The organism is Macrococcus brunensis, assembly GCF_022343725.1.
Taxonomy (GTDB): Bacteria; Bacillota; Bacilli; order Staphylococcales; family Staphylococcaceae; genus Macrococcus; species Macrococcus brunensis.
In genome coordinates this window covers 1,802,479-1,828,266 of sequence record NZ_CP092179.1, presented here as the reverse complement: position 1 = coordinate 1,828,266, position 25,788 = coordinate 1,802,479, and the positions used below count along the sequence as shown (strand labels likewise).

The 25,788-nt window shown below is 40.9% G+C and carries 30 protein-coding genes; 19 read left to right on the top strand and 11 right to left on the bottom strand.

Annotated features, from left to right (window positions below):
- Positions 1–7: 7 nt before the first annotated feature.
- Positions 8–436: a ribosomal protein S18-alanine N-acetyltransferase gene (gene rimI / locus MGG13_RS09650; protein ID WP_133432835.1), complete on the top strand. Its 429-nt coding sequence runs from the start codon at positions 8–10 to the stop codon at positions 434–436.
- A complete protein-coding gene (gene tsaD, locus MGG13_RS09645; protein ID WP_239034742.1) occupies positions 429–1,427 on the top strand; it encodes a tRNA (adenosine(37)-N6)-threonylcarbamoyltransferase complex transferase subunit TsaD in 999 nt (332 codons plus the stop codon). The genes rimI and tsaD overlap by 8 nt, the downstream gene beginning before the upstream one ends.
- Positions 1,428–1,639: 212 nt before the next feature.
- On the opposite strand, the gene MGG13_RS09640 is transcribed toward tsaD, so the two are convergent.
- Complete coding sequence (locus MGG13_RS09640; RefSeq protein ID WP_239034741.1) at positions 1,640–3,553, bottom strand: ABC-F family ATP-binding cassette domain-containing protein; 1,914 nt, start codon at positions 3,551–3,553, stop codon at positions 1,640–1,642.
- A 142-nt stretch (positions 3,554–3,695) separates the two neighbouring features.
- On the opposite strand from MGG13_RS09640, the gene MGG13_RS09635 reads away from it, so the two are divergent.
- The 5 genes from MGG13_RS09635 (at position 3,696) to MGG13_RS09615 (ending at position 7,115) form a co-directional block, all read left to right on the top strand.
- Positions 3,696–4,328 (top strand): redox-sensing transcriptional repressor Rex, encoded by a 633-nt coding sequence (locus MGG13_RS09635; RefSeq protein ID WP_133432828.1) that lies wholly within the window; start codon positions 3,696–3,698, stop codon positions 4,326–4,328.
- Positions 4,329–4,338: 10 nt separating this feature from the next.
- The gene (gene tatA / locus MGG13_RS09630) at positions 4,339–4,530 is read left to right on the top strand and encodes a twin-arginine translocase TatA/TatE family subunit (protein ID WP_239034740.1); all 192 of its coding nucleotides are present in this window, start codon (positions 4,339–4,341) and stop codon (positions 4,528–4,530) included.
- A gap of 57 nt (positions 4,531–4,587) precedes the next feature.
- Entirely contained in the window at positions 4,588–5,346 is a 759-nt protein-coding gene (gene tatC / locus MGG13_RS09625) for a twin-arginine translocase subunit TatC (RefSeq protein ID WP_239034739.1), read from the top strand.
- Positions 5,347–5,429: 83 nt separating this feature from the next.
- Entirely contained in the window at positions 5,430–6,362 is a 933-nt protein-coding gene (locus tag MGG13_RS09620) for a GH32 C-terminal domain-containing protein (RefSeq protein ID WP_420827896.1), read from the top strand.
- 21 nt (positions 6,363–6,383) lie between these two features.
- A complete protein-coding gene (locus MGG13_RS09615; RefSeq protein WP_239034738.1) occupies positions 6,384–7,115 on the top strand; it encodes a MurR/RpiR family transcriptional regulator in 732 nt (243 codons plus the stop codon).
- Between the two features lie 126 nt (positions 7,116–7,241).
- Here the strand turns inward: MGG13_RS09615 and MGG13_RS09610 are convergent, their stop codons facing one another.
- Entirely contained in the window at positions 7,242–7,865 is a 624-nt protein-coding gene (locus MGG13_RS09610; protein WP_239034737.1) for a nitroreductase family protein, read from the bottom strand.
- 16 nt (positions 7,866–7,881) lie between these two features.
- On the bottom strand, positions 7,882–8,736 hold the full coding sequence (locus MGG13_RS09605) for a VOC family protein (protein WP_239034736.1): 855 nt from the start codon (positions 8,734–8,736) through the stop codon (positions 7,882–7,884).
- 188 nt (positions 8,737–8,924) lie between these two features.
- On the opposite strand from MGG13_RS09605, the gene MGG13_RS09600 reads away from it, so the two are divergent.
- Positions 8,925–9,695 carry a hypothetical protein gene (locus MGG13_RS09600; protein ID WP_239034735.1) on the top strand — a complete coding sequence of 257 codons (771 nt, stop codon included), beginning with the start codon at positions 8,925–8,927 and terminating at the stop codon, positions 9,693–9,695.
- 40 nt (positions 9,696–9,735) lie between these two features.
- Here MGG13_RS09600 and MGG13_RS09595 read toward each other — a convergent pair whose 3' ends face one another.
- Complete coding sequence (locus MGG13_RS09595; protein ID WP_239034734.1) at positions 9,736–11,433, bottom strand: M3 family oligoendopeptidase; 1,698 nt, start codon at positions 11,431–11,433, stop codon at positions 9,736–9,738.
- Between the two features lie 113 nt (positions 11,434–11,546).
- Here MGG13_RS09595 and MGG13_RS09590 point away from each other — a divergent pair, with 113 nt between their 5' ends.
- A complete protein-coding gene (locus tag MGG13_RS09590) occupies positions 11,547–12,986 on the top strand; it encodes a phosphate--AMP phosphotransferase (protein ID WP_239034733.1) in 1,440 nt (479 codons plus the stop codon).
- A complete protein-coding gene (locus MGG13_RS09585; RefSeq protein ID WP_239034732.1) occupies positions 12,965–13,768 on the top strand; it encodes a phosphotransferase family protein in 804 nt (267 codons plus the stop codon). Before MGG13_RS09590 ends, MGG13_RS09585 begins: the two co-directional genes overlap by 22 nt.
- A 35-nt stretch (positions 13,769–13,803) precedes the next feature.
- Here the strand turns inward: MGG13_RS09585 and mroQ are convergent, their stop codons facing one another.
- Positions 13,804–14,562: an intramembrane glutamic endopeptidase MroQ gene (gene mroQ, locus MGG13_RS09580; protein WP_239034731.1), complete on the bottom strand. Its 759-nt coding sequence runs from the start codon at positions 14,560–14,562 to the stop codon at positions 13,804–13,806.
- A gap of 167 nt (positions 14,563–14,729) precedes the next feature.
- On the opposite strand from mroQ, the gene groES reads away from it, so the two are divergent.
- Together groES and groL are read left to right on the top strand one after the other, a co-directional pair.
- Positions 14,730–15,014 carry a co-chaperone GroES gene (gene groES, locus MGG13_RS09575; protein ID WP_239034730.1) on the top strand — a complete coding sequence of 95 codons (285 nt, stop codon included), beginning with the start codon at positions 14,730–14,732 and terminating at the stop codon, positions 15,012–15,014.
- Between the two features lie 33 nt (positions 15,015–15,047).
- Positions 15,048–16,670 (top strand): chaperonin GroEL, encoded by a 1,623-nt coding sequence (gene groL, locus MGG13_RS09570; protein WP_239034729.1) that lies wholly within the window; start codon positions 15,048–15,050, stop codon positions 16,668–16,670.
- 253 nt (positions 16,671–16,923) lie between these two features.
- Here the strand turns inward: groL and MGG13_RS09565 are convergent, their stop codons facing one another.
- On the bottom strand, positions 16,924–17,472 hold the full coding sequence (locus tag MGG13_RS09565; RefSeq protein WP_239034728.1) for an excalibur calcium-binding domain-containing protein: 549 nt from the start codon (positions 17,470–17,472) through the stop codon (positions 16,924–16,926).
- A gap of 172 nt (positions 17,473–17,644) precedes the next feature.
- On the opposite strand from MGG13_RS09565, the gene MGG13_RS09560 reads away from it, so the two are divergent.
- Together MGG13_RS09560 and MGG13_RS09555 are read left to right on the top strand one after the other, a co-directional pair.
- A complete protein-coding gene (locus MGG13_RS09560) occupies positions 17,645–18,766 on the top strand; it encodes an IS4 family transposase (protein ID WP_239034727.1) in 1,122 nt (373 codons plus the stop codon).
- Between the two features lie 218 nt (positions 18,767–18,984).
- A complete protein-coding gene (locus MGG13_RS09555; protein WP_239034726.1) occupies positions 18,985–19,185 on the top strand; it encodes a hypothetical protein in 201 nt (66 codons plus the stop codon).
- Positions 19,186–19,198: 13 nt separating this feature from the next.
- Here MGG13_RS09555 and MGG13_RS09550 read toward each other — a convergent pair whose 3' ends face one another.
- The gene (locus MGG13_RS09550) at positions 19,199–19,582 is read right to left on the bottom strand and encodes a hypothetical protein (RefSeq protein ID WP_239034725.1); all 384 of its coding nucleotides are present in this window, start codon (positions 19,580–19,582) and stop codon (positions 19,199–19,201) included.
- 274 nt (positions 19,583–19,856) lie between these two features.
- Here MGG13_RS09550 and MGG13_RS09545 point away from each other — a divergent pair, with 274 nt between their 5' ends.
- Positions 19,857–20,633, top strand: coding sequence for a hypothetical protein (locus MGG13_RS09545; protein WP_239034724.1), 777 nt, complete (start codon positions 19,857–19,859; stop codon positions 20,631–20,633).
- A 61-nt stretch (positions 20,634–20,694) separates the two neighbouring features.
- Here MGG13_RS09545 and MGG13_RS09540 read toward each other — a convergent pair whose 3' ends face one another.
- Complete coding sequence (locus MGG13_RS09540; RefSeq protein WP_239034723.1) at positions 20,695–20,889, bottom strand: hypothetical protein; 195 nt, start codon at positions 20,887–20,889, stop codon at positions 20,695–20,697.
- Positions 20,890–20,902: 13 nt separating this feature from the next.
- Positions 20,903–21,052: a hypothetical protein gene (locus tag MGG13_RS09535; protein ID WP_239034722.1), complete on the bottom strand. Its 150-nt coding sequence runs from the start codon at positions 21,050–21,052 to the stop codon at positions 20,903–20,905.
- A 252-nt stretch (positions 21,053–21,304) separates the two neighbouring features.
- Between MGG13_RS09535 and MGG13_RS09530 the strand changes: the two genes are divergently transcribed.
- Positions 21,305–21,667 (top strand): hypothetical protein, encoded by a 363-nt coding sequence (locus MGG13_RS09530; protein ID WP_239034721.1) that lies wholly within the window; start codon positions 21,305–21,307, stop codon positions 21,665–21,667.
- 30 nt (positions 21,668–21,697) lie between these two features.
- Here MGG13_RS09530 and MGG13_RS09525 read toward each other — a convergent pair whose 3' ends face one another.
- Entirely contained in the window at positions 21,698–23,110 is a 1,413-nt protein-coding gene (locus tag MGG13_RS09525) for an anion permease (RefSeq protein ID WP_239034720.1), read from the bottom strand.
- A gap of 175 nt (positions 23,111–23,285) precedes the next feature.
- On the opposite strand from MGG13_RS09525, the gene MGG13_RS09520 reads away from it, so the two are divergent.
- The 3 genes from MGG13_RS09520 (at position 23,286) to MGG13_RS09510 (ending at position 24,624) form a co-directional block, all read left to right on the top strand.
- Positions 23,286–23,540, top strand: a complete 255-nt coding sequence (locus MGG13_RS09520; RefSeq protein WP_239034719.1) for a hypothetical protein — start codon at positions 23,286–23,288, stop codon at positions 23,538–23,540.
- Positions 23,541–23,552: 12 nt separating this feature from the next.
- Positions 23,553–23,912, top strand: coding sequence for a hypothetical protein (locus MGG13_RS09515; RefSeq protein ID WP_239034718.1), 360 nt, complete (start codon positions 23,553–23,555; stop codon positions 23,910–23,912).
- A 64-nt stretch (positions 23,913–23,976) separates the two neighbouring features.
- On the top strand, positions 23,977–24,624 hold the full coding sequence (locus tag MGG13_RS09510) for a metallophosphoesterase family protein (protein WP_239034717.1): 648 nt from the start codon (positions 23,977–23,979) through the stop codon (positions 24,622–24,624).
- On the opposite strand, the gene MGG13_RS09505 is transcribed toward MGG13_RS09510, so the two are convergent.
- Positions 24,621–25,781: a low temperature requirement protein A gene (locus MGG13_RS09505; protein ID WP_239034716.1), complete on the bottom strand. Its 1,161-nt coding sequence runs from the start codon at positions 25,779–25,781 to the stop codon at positions 24,621–24,623. The two genes, MGG13_RS09510 and MGG13_RS09505, sit on opposite strands and share 4 nt — an antisense overlap.
- Between the last annotated feature and the right edge of the window lie 7 nt (positions 25,782–25,788).

Here is a 25,788-nt window from a genome sequence, read left to right as displayed (position 1 = left end):
CAGAAAGATGACGGTTGAAGACGTTCCCGCTGTGCATGAAATAGAGAAACGCAGTTTTCCGTCTGGTACTTGGTCGATTGATGCATTTTATCACGAAGTGGAGAAAAACGAGTTTGGGCACTATTTTGTCGTGGAAGCAGAAGAAGAGGTCATCGGTTATCTGGGGATGTGGATCGTTATCGATCAGGCACAGATAACGACTGTTGCGATACGTGAAGATAAGCGTGGCATGGGCTTATCCAAAATCTTATTAGAATACATCATGAACTATGCCCGTCTCACTTGTGAGATGATGAGTCTCGAAGTCAGAGAAGAAAATGCAGTTGCCAGAGCACTATATGAGAAAATGGGGTTTTCTTATGGAGGCCTTCGTCGTGACTATTATGGTGCCGGGCAGGATGCAAAAGTGATGTGGGTGAGGTTAAGAGATGAATGATATTACAATATTAGCAGTAGAGACAAGCTGTGATGAAACAGCTGTCAGTGTTGTGAGAAATGGCCGTGAAGTGTTAAGCAATAGCGTCAACAGTCAGATTGAATCACATAAACGTTTTGGCGGCGTCGTACCTGAAGTCGCGAGCCGGCATCATGTCGAAAATATCACGACAGTGATTGCGGATGCGCTAAAGACGGCTGATATAACGATGGCTGATATCGATGCTGTCGCAGTGACGGAAGGCCCGGGACTCATTGGTGCGCTTCTCGTTGGAATCAATGCGGCTAAAGCACTGGCACTGAGCCATCAGAAACCGCTGATTCCAGTTCATCATATTGCAGGGCATATTTATGCGAATCATATAGAAGAACCGCTCAAGTTCCCCCTGCTGGCACTCATTGTTTCTGGCGGGCATACAGAGCTTGTCATCATGCGTGACCATCTGAACTTTGAAGTGATTGGTGAGACGAGAGATGATGCAGTAGGTGAAGCCTATGATAAAGTAGCACGTACCATCAATCTACCTTATCCAGGTGGACCGCACGTCGACCGACTTGCAGCTGAGGGACAGGATTCACTGAACTTTCCGCGTCCAGTACTTGAAGGCTATGATTTCAGTTTCAGTGGTCTGAAGAGTGCTGTCATCAACACGCTGCACAATAAAGCACAAAAAGGCGAGACAGTACCATCCGAAGATGTTGCTGCAAGCTTTCAGGCCAGTGTCATTGACGTCTTAACACAGAAGACGTTTGAAGCGTTGGAAGAATATCATATAGATGAACTGATTGTCTGCGGCGGGGTCGCAGCGAACAAGGGATTACGAGCAAGACTTGATGCGATGGCAAAAGAGCGTGATATCAATCTGCGTATCCCTCCGCTCAATCTCTGTACAGATAATGCTGCGATGATCGGTGCCGCAGCTTACTATTATTACATAAAAAATGTCAGAGCAGACCTCAATTTAAATGGAAAAAGTACGCTTGATTTATAAAAATCAGGCGTTTTTTTATGGATACGAACATACGTACTTGTACACAAGTTGTTAACTGATTGTGGATAACTTTTTGTCTAGTGACCATTTTACACAAAAATAAACAACAGAAATTGTCTGAATTCTGTGGATAAGTCTAATAACTTTGTGGATTACTGTTATAAAGCTGTTTTTACTGTGCATAACTCTGTGAATAGAAAAAAGAAGCAGAGTTATTCTGCTTCTTCTAGTTCAGCCCATTCTTCCATTGCTGTTTCCAGTTTATTCTGAAGATCAACCATTTCCTGATGCAGCTCGTAACTGCGTTGTGAATCATTGAATACATCGGGCTGCGTCAGTTCGAGTTCAATGGCCTGAATACGTGCTTCGTACTCTTCAATATTTTCTTCCAGCTGCTGAAGTGCGCGTTCTATTTTTCGGCGTTCTTTCCTTTGCGCTTTATTTTCTGCATAGTCCGTCTGTTTTGGTGTCACTGTTTCTTCTTCGACTGCCTGGTACGCTTCGTGCGCCAGACGTTCCTCTTCTTTTTCGATGAAATAAGTATAATCCCCGAGGAAAAGACTCGCACCTGAATGTGTAATATTCAGTACTTTTGTCGCAATCTGATTGATGAAGAAACGGTCATGCGACACAAAAAGAATAGTGCCGGGATAAGTCATAAGGGCCTGTTCCAAGATTTCTTTTACATCGATATCCAGATGGTTGGTCGGCTCATCAAGAATCAGGACATTATTATTCTCAAGACTCAGTTTTGCGAGCTGCAGTCTGGCTTTCTCGCCGCCTGACAGATCATTGATGACTTTTTTGACATCATCTTGCACAAACAGGAAGCGGCCAAGCACTGCTCTGACATCTTTCTCCTGCACCTCAGGATAATACTGCCACAGTTCTTCTAAAACTGTATTCGTTGACTTAAATTCTGCCTGCTTCTGGTCGTAGTAACCAATCGAAACATTGGCACCGTATTTAATGTCACCGCTCAGTTTTTCTAATTTTTTAGCAATCGTCTTAATCAAGGTTGTTTTGCCAATACCATTGGGACCGATAACTGCGATGGCATCCTGTTTTTTGACGTCAAAAGTGATGGGAGCAGTGATAGGGCTATCGTAACCTACCTCCAGCGCTTTTACGTCCAGGACATCATTGCCTGATTCACGGTCAATATGAAACTGCAGGTTGACAGAATGGTCATCAAGCTTAGGGGCTTCAATCCGGGTCATCTTCTCCAGTATTTTACGGCGGCTTTTAGCCATGCCACTTGTAGAGGCACGAGTGATATTTTTCTGGACGAAAGTCTCCAGACGTTCAATCTCTGCCTGCTGACGTTCGTATTCAGCAGACATTTTCTCGTAGAAGGCATCTCTCAGATTCAGGAACTTGGAGTAGTTACCGACATAACGCATAACACGTCCGAGTGCGACATCGTATACCGTGTTAACGACTTTGTCCAGGAAGTAACGGTCATGGGAGATGACGACGATAGCGCCCTGATAGGTCGTCAAATAGTTTTCAAGCCATGCAGTAGTTTCCATGTCTAGATGGTTGGTCGGCTCATCCAGCATCAGCAGGTCCGGATCTCTGATCAGCATCTCCGCGAGGGCGAGTCTTGTCTTCTGGCCGCCTGAGAAGTAGTCAATTTTCTGATCGAAATCAGCAGAGCTGAAATTCAGTCCTGTCAGAATGGTCTTAATCTTATGTTCATACTGATACCCGCCTGCACTTTCGAACTGCAGCTGCAGTTTCTCGAATTCCGACAGCTTGTCAGCATATTCTTCTGTACCTGCTTTATCACTTTCTTCAGCAAGATAAGTCGTGATACCTGTCAGTTTCCTTTCCATGTCCTGTAGATGACTGAATGGCTTCAACATCGCCTCGTACACTGTACCTTCAGCATCAAGCGTCATCTGCTGAGTCAGATAACCGATATTGATATTTTTAGCCCGCATCAAGTGTCCGCTATCGTAACACTCAGCGCCTGCCAGGATTTTCATCAGCGTTGTTTTACCGGCACCATTACGTCCGACAATAGCGATGCGGTCGTTTGTCTTTATTTCTATTTTAACATCGGTGAAGATATCTTCTCCGCCGAATGATTTATTGAGTTGACTTGCCTGTAATAAAATCATATTTTCACCTCATTTATATTTTACATGATTGATGAGTGACATGAAATAAAAGGGCTGAATTTCACATAGTCAGTCAAGGGCAGGCATGTTATAATTTAGGTACTGTGAAAAAAGTCACAATTAAAATAAGAAGGTGAACAGTGTGCCAAAAGCTGAAGTTAAGATTCCTAAAGCGACACTCAAGCGCCTGCCCCTTTATTACCGGTTCGTCAATACGCTTCATAGCGCAAAAGTTGATCGTGTTTCTTCAAAGGAACTGAGCGAAGGATTAAAAATCGATTCAGCGACAATCAGAAGAGATTTCTCTTATTTCGGAGAGCTTGGTAAAAAAGGATATGGCTATAACGTAGAATATTTACTGAATTTCTTCAAAACAACCTTGCAGCAGGATACGATGACGAAAGTAGCGATTATTGGTATCGGTCATCTGGGTCATGCCCTCGTCAACTATAATTTCTCGATCAGTGACCGTATGCAGATAGAAGCGGCGTTTGATATCGCACCCAATGTTGTCGGTGAAAAAATCGGTAAAATATATATCCAGCACATGGACGATTTTGAAGAAGTCGTCGAGAAAATGGGGATAGAAGTAGTCATTCTCACTGTGCCGGGAAAAATTGGCCAGGATATAGCAAATAGAGTGACAAAAGCCGGAATAAAAGGTATATTAAACTTTACACCGGAACGCTTAAATGTTCCATCAGATGTCCAGGTACACCATATTGATTTAGGTGTAGAACTCCAGTCTCTTATATTCTTTATGAAAAATCATTAGGAGGTACACTATGCTGTATGCTAATACATTAGGTGTTGCATCACCTGCTATTTTAATATTTCTAGGTGTGGTTGCACTCATTATCTTCGGACCGAAGAAACTGCCTGAATTTGGCCGTGCAATGGGTTCTTCACTCAAGGAATTCAAAGATGCGACAGATGGTATCATGAAAGACCATGATAAAGACGACGTACGTAAATAATGATTGAAAAAAGCGACAGTCACTGTCGCTTTTGTTATGAGGAGGGAAGACCTTCAGATGAATAAAGATGAATTAACGATAGTTGAGCATTTAGACGAACTTAGAAAACGTCTGATGATCGTTGCTTATTTTCTGATGGGCGGCATCATCGTTGGCTTTTATTTCGGTAAGCCGGTCACACGATTTTTAACAAAAGATGATGTTCCTGCTGAAATCACGCTGCATTATTTTAAGGTAACGGATCCTCTGTCAATTTATATCAGTGTCATCATGCTGATAGCTGTTCTATTGATATCGCCAGTTATTCTCTATCAGTTGTGGGCGTTTATCTCGCCTGGCCTGCATCCGCAGGAACGACGCGCGACGCTCAGTTATATTCCAGTCAGTTTTGTCTTATTTGTAGCAGGCCTTACATTCAGCTACTTTATTATATTTCCTTATATGATTCACTTTACGATTGGACTTGCAAACGAAATGGGCGTCAAGCAGATTATTGGGGTCAGAGAGTATTTTAACGAACTCCTGAAGTTTACGATTCCATTCGGATTTGTATTTCAGCTGCCTATCCTGCTGCTCTTCCTGACGCGACTTGGTATCGTCACACCTGCTTTTCTGAAGAAGAACCGTAAATATGCTTACTTCTTCCTGATGGTCATTGCCGCAATTATAGCGCCGCCTGATGTGATGACTTACGTCATCTTTGTACTGCCTATGGTCGTCTTATATGAAATCAGTATTCAGATCAGTCACGTCGGCTATCGTATGTATTTAAAAGGTGAACAGAAATTACTAGAAGAAGAACTGAAAGAAGATTAAACCATCTGATTATGAGATGGTTTTTTTTGTCTGTCGATGTTATATTTTAAAGTAATTGAACTATCGATAAGGGAGTGCGTAAAGTGGAATGGATGCGAGAAAAACGCTATATAACAGAAAATGAAAACGTGCGCCAGGAGACCGCAGATTCAAGATGGCGGCAGCATTTTCATATTCAGCCTTCAGCTGGAATGCTGAATAGACCAGCAGGCTTCGTCTATCTGGACGGACTCTATCATCTTTTCTATGAATGGCTTCCAATGTCCGGACTTAAATATAGATATCATCTTACTTCTCCTGATCTTATTCACTTTGTGACACATGGACCGGTCATCATACTTGATGATTCAGATGATGATGACTTTAATGTGAATCAGAGATGGGATGATGGCTTTGATTTTTATGCGCCGCAGATAACGTACGGCGCTGAAGGTGCACCCATACTGATCGGCTGTATCAGACAGTCGAATGTAGAGTATACTGCCCATTGCTTCACTATTCCTCGGCTGCTCTCTTTTGAAGAAGAGAAAGTGATACAACGTCCTCATCCTTTAGTCAAGAAATGGCGCGGTAAGTCTGAAACTGCGGAAGGCTATGCGATGAAGCATGATATCCGTCTACATCCTTACGAAGGCGACTGCTACGAAATGGTTATAGATATTTTAGAGAACGAATCAACTGAATTCTATATTGAACTGCGTGTATCTAAGCGAGAAGCAACTAGGTTGATCTATAATCATGCGAGCCGTCAATTCACGCTGGATCGTTTTGATAGTGGGATTCTTAGCACTTATGGCAACGATTTCACACGTTCAGTCACTTTAGATAATCATTTAAAGAGAATTCATGCCTTTGTCGATCAATCGAGTATTGAGATTTTTCTGAATGACGGTGAGAAGGTCATGACATCTCGTATATTTCCTTCTGATAGTGCGACTGGCATCAGAACGTCCACTGAATCTGGGCAAGTCTATCTTAAATTTACGAAATATGATATAGAAAAACAGGAGAGCTGACTATCTTAAAAGAGAAGAGTGATGAGTATGCCGATTGTTCTGAATCAGCTTCAATCTATAGAGCATCTCTTGTCGCCTGTCGAGAAGAGAATTGCTGCACTTATTAAGGAAAGCCCGCTGGATTTTGCAACATTACCCGGGAAAACGCTCGCTGTACAGGCGGAGGTCAGTGGATCTGCATTAGTGCGTTTCAGCCAGAGAATCGGCTTCAGTGGTCTGCGTGAGATGAAGCTGGTACTGATGAGAGATCTGCACATGCTGGAGCACGAAATCCAGCTCAGGCAAAAGACAGACTCAACTTCAGCGCTGATACATCAGACATTTAATGGCATGCAGGAAGCTCTGAAGCGGACAGAACGCTTGCTTGATTTTAAGCAAATCGATGGTGCAGCTGAAGTAATTGAACTGGAAAAGCGGGTGTTAATATACTGTCAGACTGACCAGATATCTGTTGCACTCGACTTTAAGCTCAGACTGGCTGAGATAGGTATTTCTTGTGACATCGTTCAGACATATGAGCGCTACCTCAAACTAGCCAGTTATTTTAAAGTGGTGATGATGATGGATGAATATAAGCCGGAACAACCTTTATCTTCTCATCAAACTCTTATTATGCTTGGACATCAAGTATCGCCTCGGGCTCAAGTTAATCTGCTGTCTTCCTATGAACAAGATATGACGAGTCGACTGGTTCAACATGCGGTTATTGATGTGCTGTATATGAAAATCCGTCATCTGCAGTCCATCACTTGATAGTTAGACGATACTCGAGATGAAAGAAAAAACGCATCAATAATTTTAAAACAAAAAACCAGCAATCACATCTGAATTTTCATCAGATATGATTGCTGGTTTTAATTTATAAATGCGAGCTCTTCATTATTTCTTGATGATGAGATGGTCTTCAACGGGTTTAAATTCTTTAGCGTCTGCTTGTGTACCGATTGTACCGAATGGCATCTGTGCAACGAGTTTCCAGTCACGTGGAATATCAAATGCAGTATAAACGGCTTCGTCGATGACCCCGTTATAATGCTGCAGAGATGCACCGATATTTTCAGTAGCGAATGCAGTCCATACTGCATACTGATGCATCGCGTTTGTATGATGGCTCCAGATAGGGAAGTTATCTGCATAAGCGGCAAAGTTGTCCTGCAGCCCTTTTACAACTATTTCATCCTCGAAGAACAGAACAGTGCCGTAACCCGCTTTGAAGCTATTTAATTTAGCTTCTGTTGCTGAGAAATCGCGCTCGGTTCCCATTTTCTCTTTTAAGGCGTCAGCCGTTAGATCCCAAAGCTTTTGATGCTGGTCATTTAAAAGTAAGACAAGGCGTGTAGACTGTGAATTGAATGCAGAAGGAACGTGCTTAATAATATCAGATAAAATACTTTCGATTTTAGCGTCCGAGAGTGGAATTTCACCTTTAATATCATAGATTGAGCGACGTTTTTCCATTGCCTGACCAAAGTTTTCATAACCGATTTTTTTAAATAACATCATAATAACCTCCAGATTTTTAATGTTGTTGGTACATCACCCGAATAGCGATGCCATTCGGGTCACGCAGGATTTCTGAATGACCATCTTTTTCTGTGTGCAGCCCTTTAGCTTCTAACTGCTGTTTGAAATATTCAAAGTCTTCCGGATTAGGAATGTTGATTTCAAACTTTCTCAGGCCAGGTGCATCCAGTTCAGGTGAAACTTGTGCATGCTGCCAAGTGTTCAGTCCTAAATGGTGATGATAGCCTGCTGCACTCATAAAAGCAGCCTGCGGGCCGTATAACTGCATGATGTCCATACCGAAGACATCTTCATAGAAAGCGATTGATGAGGGTATATCTTTTACTGATAAATGAACGTGCCCCATGATAGTATCAGGATGCAGGCCAGTAAACGGTTTACCGTCATTTGCCTCCAGTACACCCTGATAATCCATTTCTGTCGTCCCCATGACGACATGACCGTTGTCCTGGAATCTCCATTCAGCAGATGGCAGGTCACGATAGATTTCAATGCCATTACCTTCAGGATCCTGAAGGTATATCGCTTCTGAAACGTCATGGTCACTGGCGCCTGCTAGCGGATACTGAGTCTTGATTAAATGATTGAAGACATTCCCGAGTTCTGTACGAGAAGGTACAAGTAAAGCCATATGGAACAGACCGGCTTGTCCCGTAGCACGTGGTGTGCGTGTCTCATATAGATAGACAAGTGGACGTCCTGAAAGACCTAAAACGGTATATGTCTTATTCTGTTCAAGTATAGCCATTCCGAGTATTTCATGATAGAAGCGGATACTGTTGTCCAGAAAATTGACGTTCAGATGAACAGCACCCATATGTGTATCATGGGTAAAAAATTTTGTTTCCATTGCCTACCTCCATATAATTAATATATCTAATATAATTATTATACTAATCATTTATTTGAAATGCAAATATTACTTTTCATTGCAGTAAGATATTATTTATTAAGACTTGATAACATTCTACAACACTAATAGTTATTATACACTTCTTCCTATATAATGGGTGTTAACAGAAATATGGAGGAACAATCATGCGTAAACTATTTTTAACCTCGACTTTAGTGCTGACGCTGACTTATGCAGGGACAAGTGATGTAGATGCAGCTGAACCTATCGGAAAAAATAGCGCCGATGAAACGATAGAGATCATTTCAGCAGAGATGCCGGATCAGCCAGTGACGACAGAGACGCCTAAGACTGAAGCACCTAAGACTGAAGCACCTTCAACGGAATCAATGACGACTGAACTGCCAAGTACGGAAGTGCCCAGAACAGAGATTCCTGTAACAGAAATCCCAAGAACCGAAGCACCTACTATGCAGGCACCTGTTACGCAAGTGCCTATAACAGAGGCGCCTTCATCTGAAAGCATCACTACAGAACAACCGCCTGTTCATTCCTATGAACCTGCACCATCTGTTGAGCAGCCTGAGCTGACGCCCGCTCAACCTGCACCGTCTATCTCACAGAACCAGCCTGCAACACCGCCAGCTGTTCAGGAGCCGGTCACTCCGGGGGGAGTTGAATCTGAAGCACCGCAGCCTGCAACACAGCCTGAGCTGGATGAACAGCCCTCTAAACCGATAAAAGTCGGACGTTTTCATCCTGAATCATCTGAAAAGTTTTATAAGTCATTAGATAAGCAGATCAATGATATCGTAACAAAAAAGCTTAAACTGAAAGAAGATAAAAAGAAACTGCATATCCTGCCTGAAACAGGAGAAGAAAAATCTTACTTAGCTGTGATTTTACTGATGTTAAGCGGATTGTCACTTTTAGCATTGTCACGTTTTAAAGCATAGTTAAAAGCCCTTATGTTATATAGACATAAGGGCTTTTAACTTAGAATTTTGAAGCATCAATCTGATCGATATAGTTCTCAAGGTAGATCATAATATCTTTCAGTGTCCCTGTACCAAATGGTGACGCAAGATGGGCTTCTTTAACCAGCGTATTAAACGGTAGTGAACCACCCAGCTGGCATAAGTGCAGATAATCCTGCCAGGCAGAAGCAAAGTCCTCACGACTGCGTTTAAAGAACTGGAACGCACACACTTGTGCAAGCGTGTAGTCGATATAATAGAACGGAGAACTGAAAATATGATTTTGACGATGCCAGAGTGAACCTTCAGCAAGCGGCATGATACCGTCATAATCACGATGCGGCAGATATTTTTCCTCGATGGTTTTCCAGAGTGATCTTCTTTCGGCTGGTGTCATCTCAGGATTTTCATAGACACCATGCTGGAATTCATCCACAGCGACGCCGTATGGTAAGAACTGAATGGCATCCGTTAAATGTTTATATTTAAATTTATCCGCATTCTGGAAGAATAGGTCCATCCAAGGGTAAGTGAAGAACTCCATGCTCATCGAATGAATTTCACAGGCTTCATGTGTCGGCCATAAGTAGTCCGGCACTGTTAAATCTCGTGAAGAATAAACCTGAAACGCATGTCCTGCTTCATGAGTCAGTACCGTGATATCATGGTCTGTCGTATTGAAGTTTGCAAAGATGAACGGTGCACGGTAGCGGTCGATATAAGTACAGTAACCGCCTGCTTCCTTGCCTTTTTTAGCAAGAACATCGAACAGTTCGTGTTCCATCATATATTGATAGAATTCATCTGTTTCAGGGCTCAGTTCACTGTACATTTTGCGGCCATTTTCCAGAATGACTTCAGCATCATCTTTAGGATTTTCGTTACCATTTAAGAACATGACAGATTCATCATAGAAGTTCAGTTTGTCAACGCCAATCCGTTCCGCCTGCTGCTGATAGAGTTTTGTCGCAACAGGCACGACAAACTCTTCTACTGAACGACGGTAATCACGTACCATCTCCTGATTGTAGTCGATACGCTGCATACGCATATAGCCGAGCTCTATAAAATTATCAAAACCTAGTTTCACTGCAATGTCGTGGCGTACTTTTACCAGCTGATCATAAAGCTCATCAAAATCAGCTAAATGTTTGCCCATAAATGACTGGACGGCTTTTGTTGCTTCGATACGGGTTTCACGGTCTGGTGACTGTGTGTAAGGCGACATCTGCGTGAGTGTCAGTTCCTGACCGTCGAACTCAATCAGTGCACTGGCAATCAGTTTTGAATAGTCACTGCTCAGTTTATTTTCCTGATTGATCAGTTCTTCGACTTCTTCTGAGTAAGAATTGACGACGTTTGCAGCCAGATCAAAGAGCTGCTGACCATAGTGAGCCTCTAACTCTTCTCGGAACTGACTATTTAGAAGTGCTTCAAAGTAAGCAGCTTCCAGTGCGACGATCTTAGCACCATTCGCATCAAAATAATCTCTTTCATCAGAATAAAAAGCATCATTGGTATCGATAGATGCACGGATATAGGCTATATTTGAATAAGTGTCAATCTCACGTCTGATGTGATTAAGCTCATCAATCAGCTGGATCTGGTCTTCAGCACTTGCTGCATGTTTAAACTGATTTAACAGCTGATCGGCTTTCTCTCTTGCTGCATTTAAATCAGGGCGCTGATATTCAAAGTCTTTAAATGTAGTTGTCATATGTATCCTCCTTAGGTATGCTTAATTTAATATTACAATATTCTGTCAAATTAAGATACATGAAGCGTTTTGAAAGAGGGAACAGACATTGTAATGAAGAGGAGGAGAAACAGATGACTAAAATCGATGAAACATTAGAACTGAAAGTAGCAGAACTCGTCAGACAGACTCATGAAGCCAAAATACCAGTCATGGTTATATTTGAAGGGGTGGCAGCAGCAGGTAAATCAAGACTGTCCAATGAACTGTTACTAGCGCTTGATGCGAAGTATACGCATTTTTACGCTACAAAGACACCTTCAGAAAAAGACTTAAGAATGCCGTTCTTATTTCCTTACTGGAAGAACTTACCGAAGCACGGTGATTTAACGTTATACTTCCGTAGCTGGTATGCGAATCTGATTGATTACAAGCACCATAACCTGAAACCGGAAATCTTTAAGGACCATCATGTTCTGTTAAGTGAAATCAAAGGGTTCGAGAAGATGCTTCTTGATGATGGCTACCGCATCATTAAATTCAATGTGGTCGTAGATGAGAAGAAACGTCAGGAACATATTCAGCAGACAAAAGAGAACCCGCTGACACGCTGGAAAGCACAGGAGTTTGAGAAAGCAATTCCGGCAGATATTTATCTTGATGATATGGATGTGCTGATGAAAGAAACAAAGGATATTGCACCATGGCATACCATCAACTATACAGAGCGTGGCCAGGCTGTTAATGATATGTATGAGACCATCATCAAGGAACTGGAACAAGCGCTGAAAGATAAAAAGAAAAAAGAAGACAAAAAAGAAGTAGATGGCAAATTCACAGATCATTTTGAAACAGACTTATTCGAAGATACAGAAGATGAAATGTCGAAAGATGATTACAAAGAGCTGCTGCCGGAGCTGCAGCAACGAATGCGTGAACTGCAGTATGCACTCTATGAACGTAAAATTCCGATGATTTTAGTCTATGAAGGGATGGATGCAGCGGGTAAAGGCGGTAATATCAAGCGTGTTCGTGAGAGCCTGGATCCGACAGGTTATGAAGTCAACGCTATTTCTGCCCCTACAGAAACAGAGCTGAGCTATCACTACTTATGGCGTTTCGCTACACAGATTCCGAGAACCGGTCATATCGAAATCTTTGACCGCAGCTGGTACGGTCGCGTACTCGTCGAGCGTGTAGAAGGATTCGCCTCTACGGAAGAATGGCAACGTGCATACGAAGAAATCAATAATTTCGAGAAGAGCCTGACGCTTGAAGGGGCTATCGTCATCAAGTTCTTCCTCGTTCTTGACAAAGAAGAGCAGCTGACGCGTTTTGAAGAACGTCAGAATACACCGGAGAAACAATGGAAGATTACAGATGAAGACTGGCGTAACCGCGAAAAATGGGACATCTATCTCGAAGCAAGTGAAGACATGATCAAAAAGACATCTAAAGAGAATGCGCCGTGGGTTATTGTACCCGCTAACAACAAGAAAGCTGCACGCATCAAGGCACTGCGCACCATTATTGAGCGCTGTGAGGAACGTTTATGGGGCGTCAAGCGTTACTAACAGTCGCCCATCAGTTTCAGCTGACACTGGAAGACTTTAAACCACTTGACCAGCAAACTCACCAGTTATACCGTGCAGGTCATCTGGTGATTAAGCTGATTGATAAGACAGAAGCAGATATCTATCGAAAGCTGGGCGACTCGATTGAACTACCCGTCGTCTATCTGGATAATGATGTCATGGTCATGAAAGATTTAGGTGAATCTCTGGCGGGCCGGCACCTGACAGAAGAACAGACGAAGCGGATCATACAAAAACTCATCTGTATACAGCGTGCGCCGGTAGAAGTGCCTGTCTATCCTCTTGATGAGATAGAACGCACGTGGTTGCGTGATCTTTGTGATGAACTGAATATCGATCTGATGATAACAATTGATCGTTACTATGACGAGATGCAGGTCAAGCACTACCAGCTGAAGTTACCGCTTGTGCTGACACATGGCGATCTTCACCGGGGCAATATTTTTGACCGCTCTCATATTCAGCTGATTGACTGGGAGCGAGCAGCTCTATCATCCCCTGTCCGTGATATCACAATGCTGCTGCAGGATTTTGCGACTATAGAAGAAATCAATTATTACCGCGACGCATTCCATCAGATGATGCCCTATGAAATGAATCAAACGGACTATACAACGGAATTTAGTCTCTTCTTATTAGTCAATACTGTCAAAATGCTGGTCTGGGAGCTGTCGAAGTATCAGCAAGGTATGCAGAATCAGGATGAAACGAAGCGTGAAGTGAATAGAAAAATGGATATATTGAAACTATTAGAAACATAAAAAGTGTCGCAGTTTTTAACTGAACTGCGACACTTTTATATTAAGAGATGCCAGATGAACTGTGTGGTACTCTTCATCTGTTTGGCAGCTTCTTCTATTTTATCACCCATTGTAAACTGCATGATGACGACAAAAGAGTTCATCATCATATGGGCAAGAATCGGTACGATAATGCGGCGAGTGGCTACATAAAGTCCTGCAAAAACAAATGCCATACCCAGATAAATGAGTGTATGGTCGAAATCCATGTGTGCAGCAGCAAAAATCAAACCGCTCAGTGTGCCAGCGATCAGGAATGCTGCCCAGCGTGGTAAACGGATGAATTCATATAATTCGCCGAAGATGACTTTACGGAAGACGAATTCCTCCAGGAACGGACCGGCTAGTGAAATAATGATAATAAAGAGCGGATTCTGTTTTGCGACTGCCATGATGTCTGTCGTATTCTGACTTTCAGCAGGCTGATGCAGCACGTAGATATTAATCATATTCATGATAGCCTGCGCCACTAGCGCCATAAAGAATCCGGCGATAATCCAAATGACTGTATACAGCCATCGCTCTTTAGGCAGACGTTCCAGATGTGTTTCATTCGTGATGCTTCTATTGATGAAATACACGAGAACACTTGCGAGAATAAAAGCTCCAATCATATATGGAATCACCTTCATCATCATTTCAGAAGCTGAAAGATTCTGGTTGGCGTAAATAATAGCAGGGATAAGAGAAGAGATTTGAGCTCCCCCGTAGATAAGGACAATCAAAATATCTGCCCAGAGACGACTTAATTTCATAGCTAACTCCTTCAATTCAATATATTTTCATTGTACAGTAAAAATGATGTTAGTAAAAATTTTATACAGCAAATCAATTGCAATCTTGACCTTCTTTGATTAATATTAAAGTATATTAGCACTTGAACGATAAGAGTGCTTATACATTCCACTAAGGAGGATTTCACATGTTAAGACCATTAGGGAACAACGTGATTTTAGAACTGAAGGAACAGGAACAGAAAACAGCAAGTGGTATCATTCTGACAGAGTCAGCAAAAGAGAAATCAAATGAAGGTATTGTTGCTGCTGTAGGACCTGGCCGTTTACTGGAGAACGGCGCACGCGCTGAAATGCAAGTTAAAGCAGGAGATAAAATCATCTATTCACCGTTCGGTGGTTCTGAAGTGAAAGTCGGCGAAGCTAAATATTTAGTGCTTTCTGAAGACGACGTACTCGCAATCGTAGAATAATATAAACATTTAAAATAATGGAGGCATTCACACATGGCTAAAGAAATTAAATTCTCTGAAGATGCAAGACGCTCAATGCTTGAAGGTGTTGACAAACTTGCCAATGCAGTTAAAGTAACGCTTGGGCCAAAAGGTCGCAATGTCGTACTCGATAAAAAATTCGTAGCACCCCTCATCACAAATGATGGTGTGACAATCGCAAAAGAAATTGAATTAGAAGATCCATATGAAAACATGGGTGCTAAGCTCGTCGCAGAAGTGGCGAACAAAACAAATGAAATCGCCGGTGACGGTACAACAACAGCAACAGTACTTGCACAGGCAATGATTCAGGAAGGCCTGAAAAACGTCACAAGTGGTGCGAACCCTGTCGGCATCCGTCAAGGAATCGATAAAGCAGTTGCAGTCGCATTAGAAGAACTTGCAGCTATCTCTAAAGAAGTCTCAAGCAAAGAAGAGATCGCACAAGTCGGCGCTATCTCAGCAGCTGACGAAGAAATCGGTCAGTTCATCTCAGAAGCGATGGAGAAAGTCGGTAACGACGGTGTCATCACAATCGAAGAATCTAAAGGCTTCAAAACAGAACTTGAAGTGGTAGAAGGGATGCAGTTTGACCGTGGATATGCTTCACCATACATGGTGACAGATTCAGATAAAATGGTCGCTGACCTTGAAAGCCCATTTATCTTAATCACAGACAAAAAAATCTCATCATTCCAGGACTTACTGCCATTACTTGAGCAGGTTGTACAAACATCACGTCCAATCTTAATCGTTGCAGAAGACGTAGAAGGTGATGCACTGACAAACATCGTCTTAAACCGTTTACGCGGTACATTCACAGCCGTTGCAGTTAAAGCACCGGGCTTCGGCGACCGTCGTAAAGCGATGCTTGAAGACCTGGCGATTCTGACAGGCGGACAAGTCATCACAGACGACTTAGGCTTAGAGCTGAAAGAAACAACAGTCGATATGCTTGGACAGGCAGCAAAAGTACACGTGACAAAAGATGATACAACAATCGTAGAAGGTAAAGGCGATGTGAACAACATCTCAGCACGTGTCTCTCAATTAAAAGCGCAGATTGAAGAAACAACATCAGAATTCGATAAAGAAAAATTACAAGAACGTTTAGCGAAATTATCTGGCGGAGTCGCTGTCATTAAAGTCGGTGCCGCTACAGAAACAGAGCTTAAAGAACGTAAACTTCGTATCGAAGACGCATTGAACTCTACACGTGCAGCAGTAGAAGAAGGTATCGTTGCAGGTGGGGGAACAGCACTTGTTTCTATCTACAACAAAGTCGCAGCAGTAGAAGCAACAGGCGACGTTGCAACAGGTGTGAAAATCGTCTTAAAAGCATTAGAAGCACCAATCCGTCAGATTGCTGAAAACGCAGGACTTGAAGGATCAGTCATCGTAGAAAAAATCAAACACGCAGAAACAGGCGTGGGTTACAATGCAGCGACAGATGAATGGGTCAACATGATTGAAGCAGGAATCGTCGATCCAACAAAAGTAACACGCTCAGCATTACAAAATGCAGCATCAGTCGCAGCGATGTTCTTAACGACAGAAGCAGTTGTCGCAGACATTCCGGAAGAAACACCAGCAGGTGGAGAAATGGGAATGGGCGGCATGCCGGGCATGATGTAATTAATCTCTTATAAATAAGTAAAATAAAACCCACCGTTCAATAATTTTTGAACGGTGGGTTTTTGCGTGCAAGTGGTTTTTAAAATTAAATATTTACAATCAAGCTCATTAAATAAAATTTGTAAAACTACAATAGATTATTCTAAATTATTAATTTGAAAGCGTTCTTGAATTTGTAGTGTAGTATTGTATTATTATTGAGCACTTATATTTAAAGTAAGGTTGAGATGACTATCTAATTTCATTCTGTAAACTATTTGTCACACCCTATACCATCACCATCACCATCACGATCTAAGTGTTTTCCATAGCCAGGTTGTCCCATTGAAATAGGAGCAGCGCCAGCTGCTTTTGCTGCGGTGCAGTTTGGATAATAGGTAGCAGAAGGAGTTCCAGTGCCCTTATTTGAATCATCATCATAATTCCTTTCACCATTTGAAGATGAAAAGTTATTAACTTTATATTGATTTTCAGCAGTAGGGTTTTCACTATAAACAGCTTCAGTTTTTGTTTGTTCTGTAGTTGGAGCTTCACTAGTTTGCTCTTCAATTTTTCTCTCGGAAGTTTTTTGTTTCTGTTCTTTTTTCTTAAGTTCATCTTCTCTTTGTTTTAATTCCTGTTCTTTTTTTCTTAATTCATCTTCCTTAGCGCTTGAATCTTGTGTGGAAACCTTAGTTGATTGATTGCTTTTTTTAGTAGTATCGGAGTCCATGCATGATCCTACACAACCAGCAAAAAATAAAATAATAAGTAATAAGCATCCACAACCTAAACAGCCTTGTTTTTTAGAATTGCCTTTCACCTTTTTGTTCCCCCTATTGTTTGTTATATTAATTCACTAGTGTTGCATAAAAATATTTCAACCTACGGTTTTAAATAGAATATTCTAAAAATTTATTTTCTGTACAAAAAAAGTCCTTTATAATGGTTGGAGGTAGTAATACACATCCAAATCCAATACAAAGGATCTCAACATGGATAAGTTTACTAGAAAATCATCATTTGAACAATGGATTTCACCGATAGATTTCAAGAAAATTTCTCAACAGGTGAAAATCCTGAACTTAGACTACTATACAAAGATGCTAGATACCTGTGCTTTCATTAAACTCCTGTTATATTCACAGTTATTTGAGACCGAAAGTCTACGAGCTGTCAGTGACAGTGTTTTTTCAGAGAAACTTCAGAAAACCTTAGGTTTTGATTCTATCAGCTATTCTCAGCTCAGTAGAAAACTATCTGACGTTCCCACACAGATTTTTAAGGATATCTTCAGTCAGCTGTTAGACCAGATCCAGAGGGAGACGCATTTTAATCAGAAGAGAAAGATCACTACACCATTGAAGATCATTGACTCAAGTACACTGCCTCTGAACCTTCATCACTATCGCTGGGCAAAGTTCAGAAAAACAAAGTCAGGTGTCAAGCTGCACTTACGGTTGGTTCACATGGAAGATCATGATTCATATCCAGATGATTTTTACCTTACCAATGCCTGTGAGAATGATCAGAATCATCTTGAGCTTTTAGTGGATGACAAGGAATGTATGTACGTTTTTGATCGTGGATATGTACAGTACAGCAGATTTGATGAAATGACTGATGAAGGCTACTTCTTTGTATCCAGATTACGGAGTAATGCGGTTCATAGAGTCATTCACGATTTTGGTGCCGGCGAACAGAGCAGCGTCATTTCAGATGAGATGGCGGTTCTTGGAACAACGACTAACAAGACAGAGCATTACTTTCGCCGTGTGACTGTTCAGGATGAAAAAGGCAAAAACCTTGTCTTAGTGACCAATAGATTTGACTTATCTCCGGAGGAGATTGGCGAAATCTACAAATCACGCTGGGCGATTGAACTATTCTTTAAATGGATCAAGCAGCATCTGAACGTCAAAACATTTTACGGCTGTTCGGAGACAGCTGTCTCCAATCAGGTTTATATCGCTTTGATTGTCTACTGTTTGAATATGCTGATTAAGTTGAAGAATAATAGTAGAAAGAGTATTCTGCAGATCACCAGGTTACTTAAAGCCTCTATATGGAGCAAGGGACACCATCTGATTCGTAGAATCAGGGGGCCTATCCCCTGATAGTTACTAAAAAATGTCGCTTAGTTATTACGTAATTACATCAGTAAAAAAATGGATGATCGCTACCTCTGTTTAGGTGTTTTCAATTTTTAAATTTTCGTAGAAAATAAAAGTTCAGAAAATTCTGTATTTATTTATGCAACACTAGTGATATTAATTATATATGTAAAAAGTAAGTTTATACAATCATATTTTAATATATTCTAAGGAGAATTTTAATGAAGATTGGGATGAGAAAACCTAGTATTAAAAAGTCAATAAAAGCAAGAACAACAGGAAAAGCTAAGAGAGTAGTAAAGAGTTCAGTCAATCCTTTATATGGAAAAAAGGGAGTTGGTTTTTTAAAGAATCCTGAAAAGACAATAAAAAATAAATTGTATAAAAAAACTTCATTTAGCTTATGGGATATATTTAAATAATATTTATGTGGACTTAAATAGGATTTAATTCTGCTTCAATATGAAGTCTGATCAACTGACTGTTGTTTGAGTCTCCTTTAAAAGTAAAAATACTTAAAAACAAAGGCTCAAGCAGTCGTGCATTCGAATCTTCTCTTGTAATATTAGTGACAATAATATTTTCATCTTCTCTTGTATATTGCTGAATAATATCAAAATGCCAGTCTTGCTGAATCTCAAAACGTTTTTCTAACAATTTAACAGTCCTTGGATAGTCAAGGACGATTTGTTTATCACTGTAACTGATACGCACTTCGATATCTTGAGAGAGCATTTTTTTGAGATCACAGATATCTTGGTTTTTCCAAGCTGCTAAAAACTTAATATAGGCCATATGCACTCCATTGTCTTTTACCATTGATAGTTAACCAGGAATCCTGACTCAAGATTAATGATAAATGTATTGTGATAAATTAATTTTCAATTTATTATACACTTTTATATTTTTAAAGATATAACATATTTTAAAATAACTTTGTAAGTGTAAATAAATGATAATAGCTATTTCAATAATCTAGATCATAAATTAAATAGTGTAAAAAAACTTATTTTGCTAGATGTTTTTTGTTTATATACATTCTATAATAAATATGTATACAAATGCCAAATAAGGGGACTTACAATTGATGAATATGAAAGCCATAGCAACTTCTTTTATCGCGTTATTATTAATGGGAATTTTATTAATCGTTTCACTCCCATATATAAAAGGAGAAAAAGAATTTTTTAGCAGCGAAGATGAACAACTCAAACAGGTGGCTGATGCAGAAATGAAATCAGATGAATCAGAGGATAAGAAAAAGTCTGTAAAAACAGTAAAGGCTGATCAAAAAGTTGAAACACAGGAACTGCCTGAAGGTCTTAAACAAGATACTTTTGATGAAGTGAAAAGAAATCTCGAAGAGAAAAGTAAACTTTCGAGTTCGGAACTTGAAGAATATATTGCGTATTTGCAGCTGATGGGACTTATTGCCTATTTAGATTATTACGAAGAACTATATGATATAGATGTATATAGTTTTTATGATATTTCAGTTGATAATGTTGAAAGTTATACAATAGATGACATAGATATGTCTGATTATGAAAATGATGATGAGATTGAAGAAGAAGTTTTATATAATGAGTCAGATGATTATGAAGAAACAGCTGAAGAATTTGAAGATACTTCGTCTGACTGGGAAGAAGATACCGGTAACACTGAAGAAATCGAAACAGTTGAAGATGATGAGGACATAGCAACTGCTGAGGAAGAATTAACGGAAGAAGCTACTGAAGAAGTTTTCGATGAAGAGACGACGGAAGAAGATTTATACGAAGAGGAAAGTTCTGAGGAAATAATTGAAGAAGAAACGGTTGAACTTGAAGAAACTTTAGGTGAATCAGATGAAATAACTGAACTTGAATAAGAGAATAACCTTTCGAGATGAAAGGTTATTTTTATTAAGTAAAGTATTTTCACAAAATATTTTAGTAATCGATTCTCACTGTACTGATGTTTCGCTTCACGATCATCTGTACATCTTTAAATGTATCCACGACGACGAGTACGTCGTCACTTTCTTCAACGAATTGTCGGACTGATATGATATTATTTTCCGAAATCATTTTGATTGTAATAACGCGGTCTTCCTCCAGCGCTTGTACGATATAATCTTCAAACATAGACTGTCCTCCGTTATTTTTTAGTCTGATATCTGCTGTTAAAGTCGAGCAGTATAGCTGTGATAAAGAATATGAATAAGCCGAACATGGTGTGCTGATACAAGATGCCGACTACTAAACCGAGAATCATGGCAAAGACTAAATTCATCAGGAATTTATACATATGAATCCTCCCTCAAGATTAGGTTCGCTTATTTTGATCAACTTTCAGCTTTGATAGGACGAGCATGATGATTGGAAAGGCTAATAAAAAATATTGCATGTCTCATTTTCCTTTCTGGCTATTAGTGTCACTATAGCTTACATTTAACAGAAATTGTCTGTTTTCTGGAATATTTAAGGAAACTTTAAGGTAATGTCTTTTCATCATTAGAGTAAAATGAATATTAATCTAATATGAAAAGAGGAGTCATAAATGGACCATCATATCGCTCGTTCTATTTTACTGATATTCATGATTTCACCGTTTCTAATCTATGCGATTGTCCAGGGGATAGCGGAACACCAGATGAGGGGATACGCAGAATCTTTGATTGATGCACCTATCACACAGTACAGGACTTACCTGAATATAGGTACGCCACGTTACGAAGGGACGTTTACGTATCTCTATCACACTGATCAATATGACTATTATTTCCATCGGTTCGAAAATGGAGATAAAGTGTTGTCTACTTTCACAATAGGTGACCGTTTTTACGGATGCGGACCTTTCGACAGTCAGGAAGATCATAAAGTTTGCCGTGCCCATCATCTGCCTGTCGTGACAGAACAATAACAAAAAACAGCCTTCCCAGGAAGGCTGTTTTTAGTAGATGCCAATCATTTTCATCCATAATGAACCGAGACCGGCCCAGACGATGATATAGAAAATAGCGAGCAGTGCGTTCATCTTCCACCAGTCGCCCTGCTGGACGTAACCGGATGAGAAGAGGATTGGAGCGGGCCCACTGCTGTAGTGAGTCGTTGAAGCCATCAAGTTGCCGAAGAAGCCGAGTAAAAGCGCGCTGAGTAATGGCGGTGCACCTGCTGAGATGGCGACGGCAAGTAAAGCTGCATACATGGCGCTGACGTGTGCCGTTGAGCTTGCGAACAGGTAATGCGAATAGAAATAGAACAGGATGAGTAGTATTAAGACGACCGGCCAGCTGAAATGGCCGAGGCTGCTTGAGATAGCTTTACTGAGCCATGGAATGAAACCGAGTTTATTAAGCTGGTCAGCCATCATGACAAGAACAGAGAACCAGATAAGGGTGTCCCATGCACCTTTTTCCTGCAGGATGTCGTTCCATTCCAGGACTTTCGTTATCAATAGAATAGCTAGCGTGATGAAAGCAGCTATTGTGGCATGAATGCCAAGCACAGAACCGAACATCCAGAGTGCCAGTGCCGTGATAAAGGCGACAGCCATATAGATTTCAGGACGGGTCAGAGGTCCCATAGTGTTCAGTTCCTCTTCTGCCCAGTGACGTGCATTCGGTGTCTCCTTGATTTCAGGTGGATATATTCTATAGATGATATAAGGCACAGCGATGAGGCAGATGATGCCTGGAACAATCGCTGCTGTGAACCAGTTCATCCAAGTGATATGGACATTCTGCGACTGAGCGAGTGACTGGGCAAGTGGATTACCCGCCATCGCAGTCAGAAACATCGCTGACGTGATGATATTGGCATGAAACTCTGTGAAGGTCAGGTAGCTGCCGACTTTTCGCTCAGTATTGTCTTCAGGCTTCGAGCCGAATGAGCGTGAGAGTGCGTTGATAATCGGAAACATGATACCGCCTGCACGAGCTGTATTACTGGGTGTAGCAGGTGCCAGGATCAGATCGACGCCGAGAAGAGAATAGGCGAGACCCAGCGTTTTTTTGCCGAAAAGTCGGACGAAGATGAGGGCGATGCGACGTCCAAGCCCTGTCTTAATGAAGCCTCGTGAGATAAAGAAGGCGATAGCAATCAGCCAGATGCTTGGATTACCGAATCCGGCGATAGCTGTATCAATTTCAAGTGTTCCGGTAACGACTGCTACTGTGAAACCAAGTATACTGATTGCGCCGATAGGGAAGGGCTGAAGAATACAGCCGATAATCGTTGCGATGAAGATGGTCAGCATATGCCAGCCGCTGACAGAGACGGCTTCTGGCCGGATAGGGGTTAAGAGCCAGAAGATGATACCAGTGATGATGGGAATAAGAAATTTCCACATGCTCTTATGTGTCATAAATAGTCCTACTTTCTGTATAAACATTCATTTCTATTATAGGTGGTTGTTTGCGTTTTGATTCCCAACTTTTTGACAATTATATGAGACTTTTACCTTAAAATTTCCTTAAAAATCCATATTGAAATAATATGAAGAATACAATTAGGATATGATAGACGTGAGGAGTGATGAAATGAAACTAGATGAGAATGTACGTAAACGCGCATTGATAGGTGCGTTGTTACTCTTTCTAATGATGGCATTTCTGCTCAGTCAGGCTAATAAAGGACCACATACACCTGTGCAGTGCGGTGTGGGCGTTATCGGTAGTGCGGGAACAGGTGCTCTGATAGGTGCTTATTCATTTCCAGTCATGATGCCGGTCGGTGCCGCAGTCGGCGGAGTTGGTTTAGGTATGATGGCAGCAGCTGATTATTGCTTTAACTAAGGAGGGGAAAAGATGATTAAAAAAATTGAGCGTCACCCGTGGTTATTTGTTGGTGCGTGGACAGTTCCTTATTTCTTGTTTGGTGTGCAGTTTTATAGAAATCAGCATACTTGGCTGCAGGTCTTAATATATATAGTGCTGGGTTTGTTATTTACGTATGTCCAGTTCAACATGAACGTTGATGAAGTCGAGCTGAACGAGGCCCTGAACAGGGAGATAGAGAAGACAGGTCTATCTAAGCAGCAGCTCTGGTCCTATACTGGGTTAAATGTCTATACGATGACGCCCGACGAAAAAGAAGGCTATACCTTTTTTATGGATAAAGCAGACAAGAAGCGGCTCTTAAAAAAGTTAAAAGCATATAATCAATGATTCTTAGTTTTTTTCATTCTTTAAGTGGTAAAATAAAAGCACTACTTTAAAGGGTGATAGAACAATGGATTATTTTATCGTGGGTGATGTGCACGGCTGTTATTATACGCTAAGAAAACTGCTTCATCACTGGGACAGTGACCATCAGAAGTTGATTTTTGTTGGAGATTATATCAATAAAGGGAAACACTCTCACAAAGTTGTTGAGCTTGTCAGAACTTTGCAGCGTAAGTATCCAGGCACCATTTGTATAAAAGGGAATCATGAATACGAGATGGCTCAGTATATCGACAAATATGTACCGATGCGGGACATTAAAGAGAACTTTCGCAATACGCTTTCTAAGTATGATCTTAAAGATAAGTACCGGGATGACCTTAAATGGATGAAGCGTCTGCCGTTATATTACGAAGATGATGTTATCTACGTCACTCATGCAGGGGTGAACTGGCTCGGACTACGGAAATTTAAGGAGAACTCAAGCTGGAGTGTCCTGAGATATCGGGGGCGTCTGAAGAATATGAAGAAACTTCAGGTGTTTGGTCATACACCGACTGAATCAAAACACGCCGAATACAGCAAGAAATATAATGGTCTTAATATTGATAGCGGCGCGGGTAACTTCGATAATATGACAGCTGTCCTGATCAGTGAATCGGGTAAAATTAAAAAAGTCTATACAGAGAACGTCAAAAAAGAGGACTATCACTAGTCCTCTTTCTGTATATCTGGATGTTTCTTTTTGTAAATATATAAGTAGACGAAGAAGATAATGGTAGTGGTCACTGCGCCTGTGATAGTCAGTGTATACGCCATATGTCTCGTGATATAGGCGATGATGAAACTGATGATGAGAATGATCGGTATAACGATACGGAGTGTACGGTCATTCGTGAATTTCTCATGTGAATACTGAAGTGTTAAGAGCATGCCTGCGTAAAAGAAGGCGAAAGCTGCGTGCATCAGCTGAATTTCAAACGAATCTTCCACAGGTTCTTTTGCATTCAGTACAAGAGAAGCATTGATCATGCCCAGCCCGATAATCATCAGGAAGTGAGCGATAGTCATCGTCAGACCTGATGAGTAGTTCTCTTTCTGAATCAGACGGTTAGACTTCAGCCAGTAGGCACCGAATAGTGAAATTAACGTAATAAATAAGATAGGGTAACTGAAATGCAGATGTTTGATATCAAAGATTTCAGTCAGCCCGATAATGGCTTCACCGAACATGATGATGATCAGCAGTGAATAACGTTCCGCCATATGGGGTACATTGACACCTGACAGCTGAATTCTTTTTCTGAAAGGCATCGGCATCAGACTTGCTGACAGAATAGCGGCGACGAATAAGACATACATAAGTGGCCCCGTCACAAAGATTGCAGCGATTGCGAGACAGGCACTGATGAGCATAATCCTACCGAATAGTTTAGCAGCGAATCGGTCATATGGCAGGATTTTATCTTTCAATGCCAGGAAAAACTGAAGACTGGTACTGATGAAAAGAATGGCAATACAGATATTGATAGGGTCAAAAACTGAATTAATATCCCCTTTTAAGCTGATAGCTAGAAATATAGCGATGAACATATTGAATAACAGGAAGAATAAATCTTTAACACGAATCAGCCCGAAACGATTGGTGTAGGTCGTCTGATAAGACCAGACTGTATAGAAAACGAGCGTCATCATAAAATATTTGATAAAATTTAGTAGAGGAATATCGCCATGCTCGGTATAAAGAATAGTGTGGGAAATCTGCGAGATTGCATAGACAAAGACCAGATCATAGAAAAGCTCTGTCATATCTACAGCTTTCTTGTCCTGTTTATGTCTATCCGTTAAGTCTTCGAATAAATGTTCTTCCATTTATGTC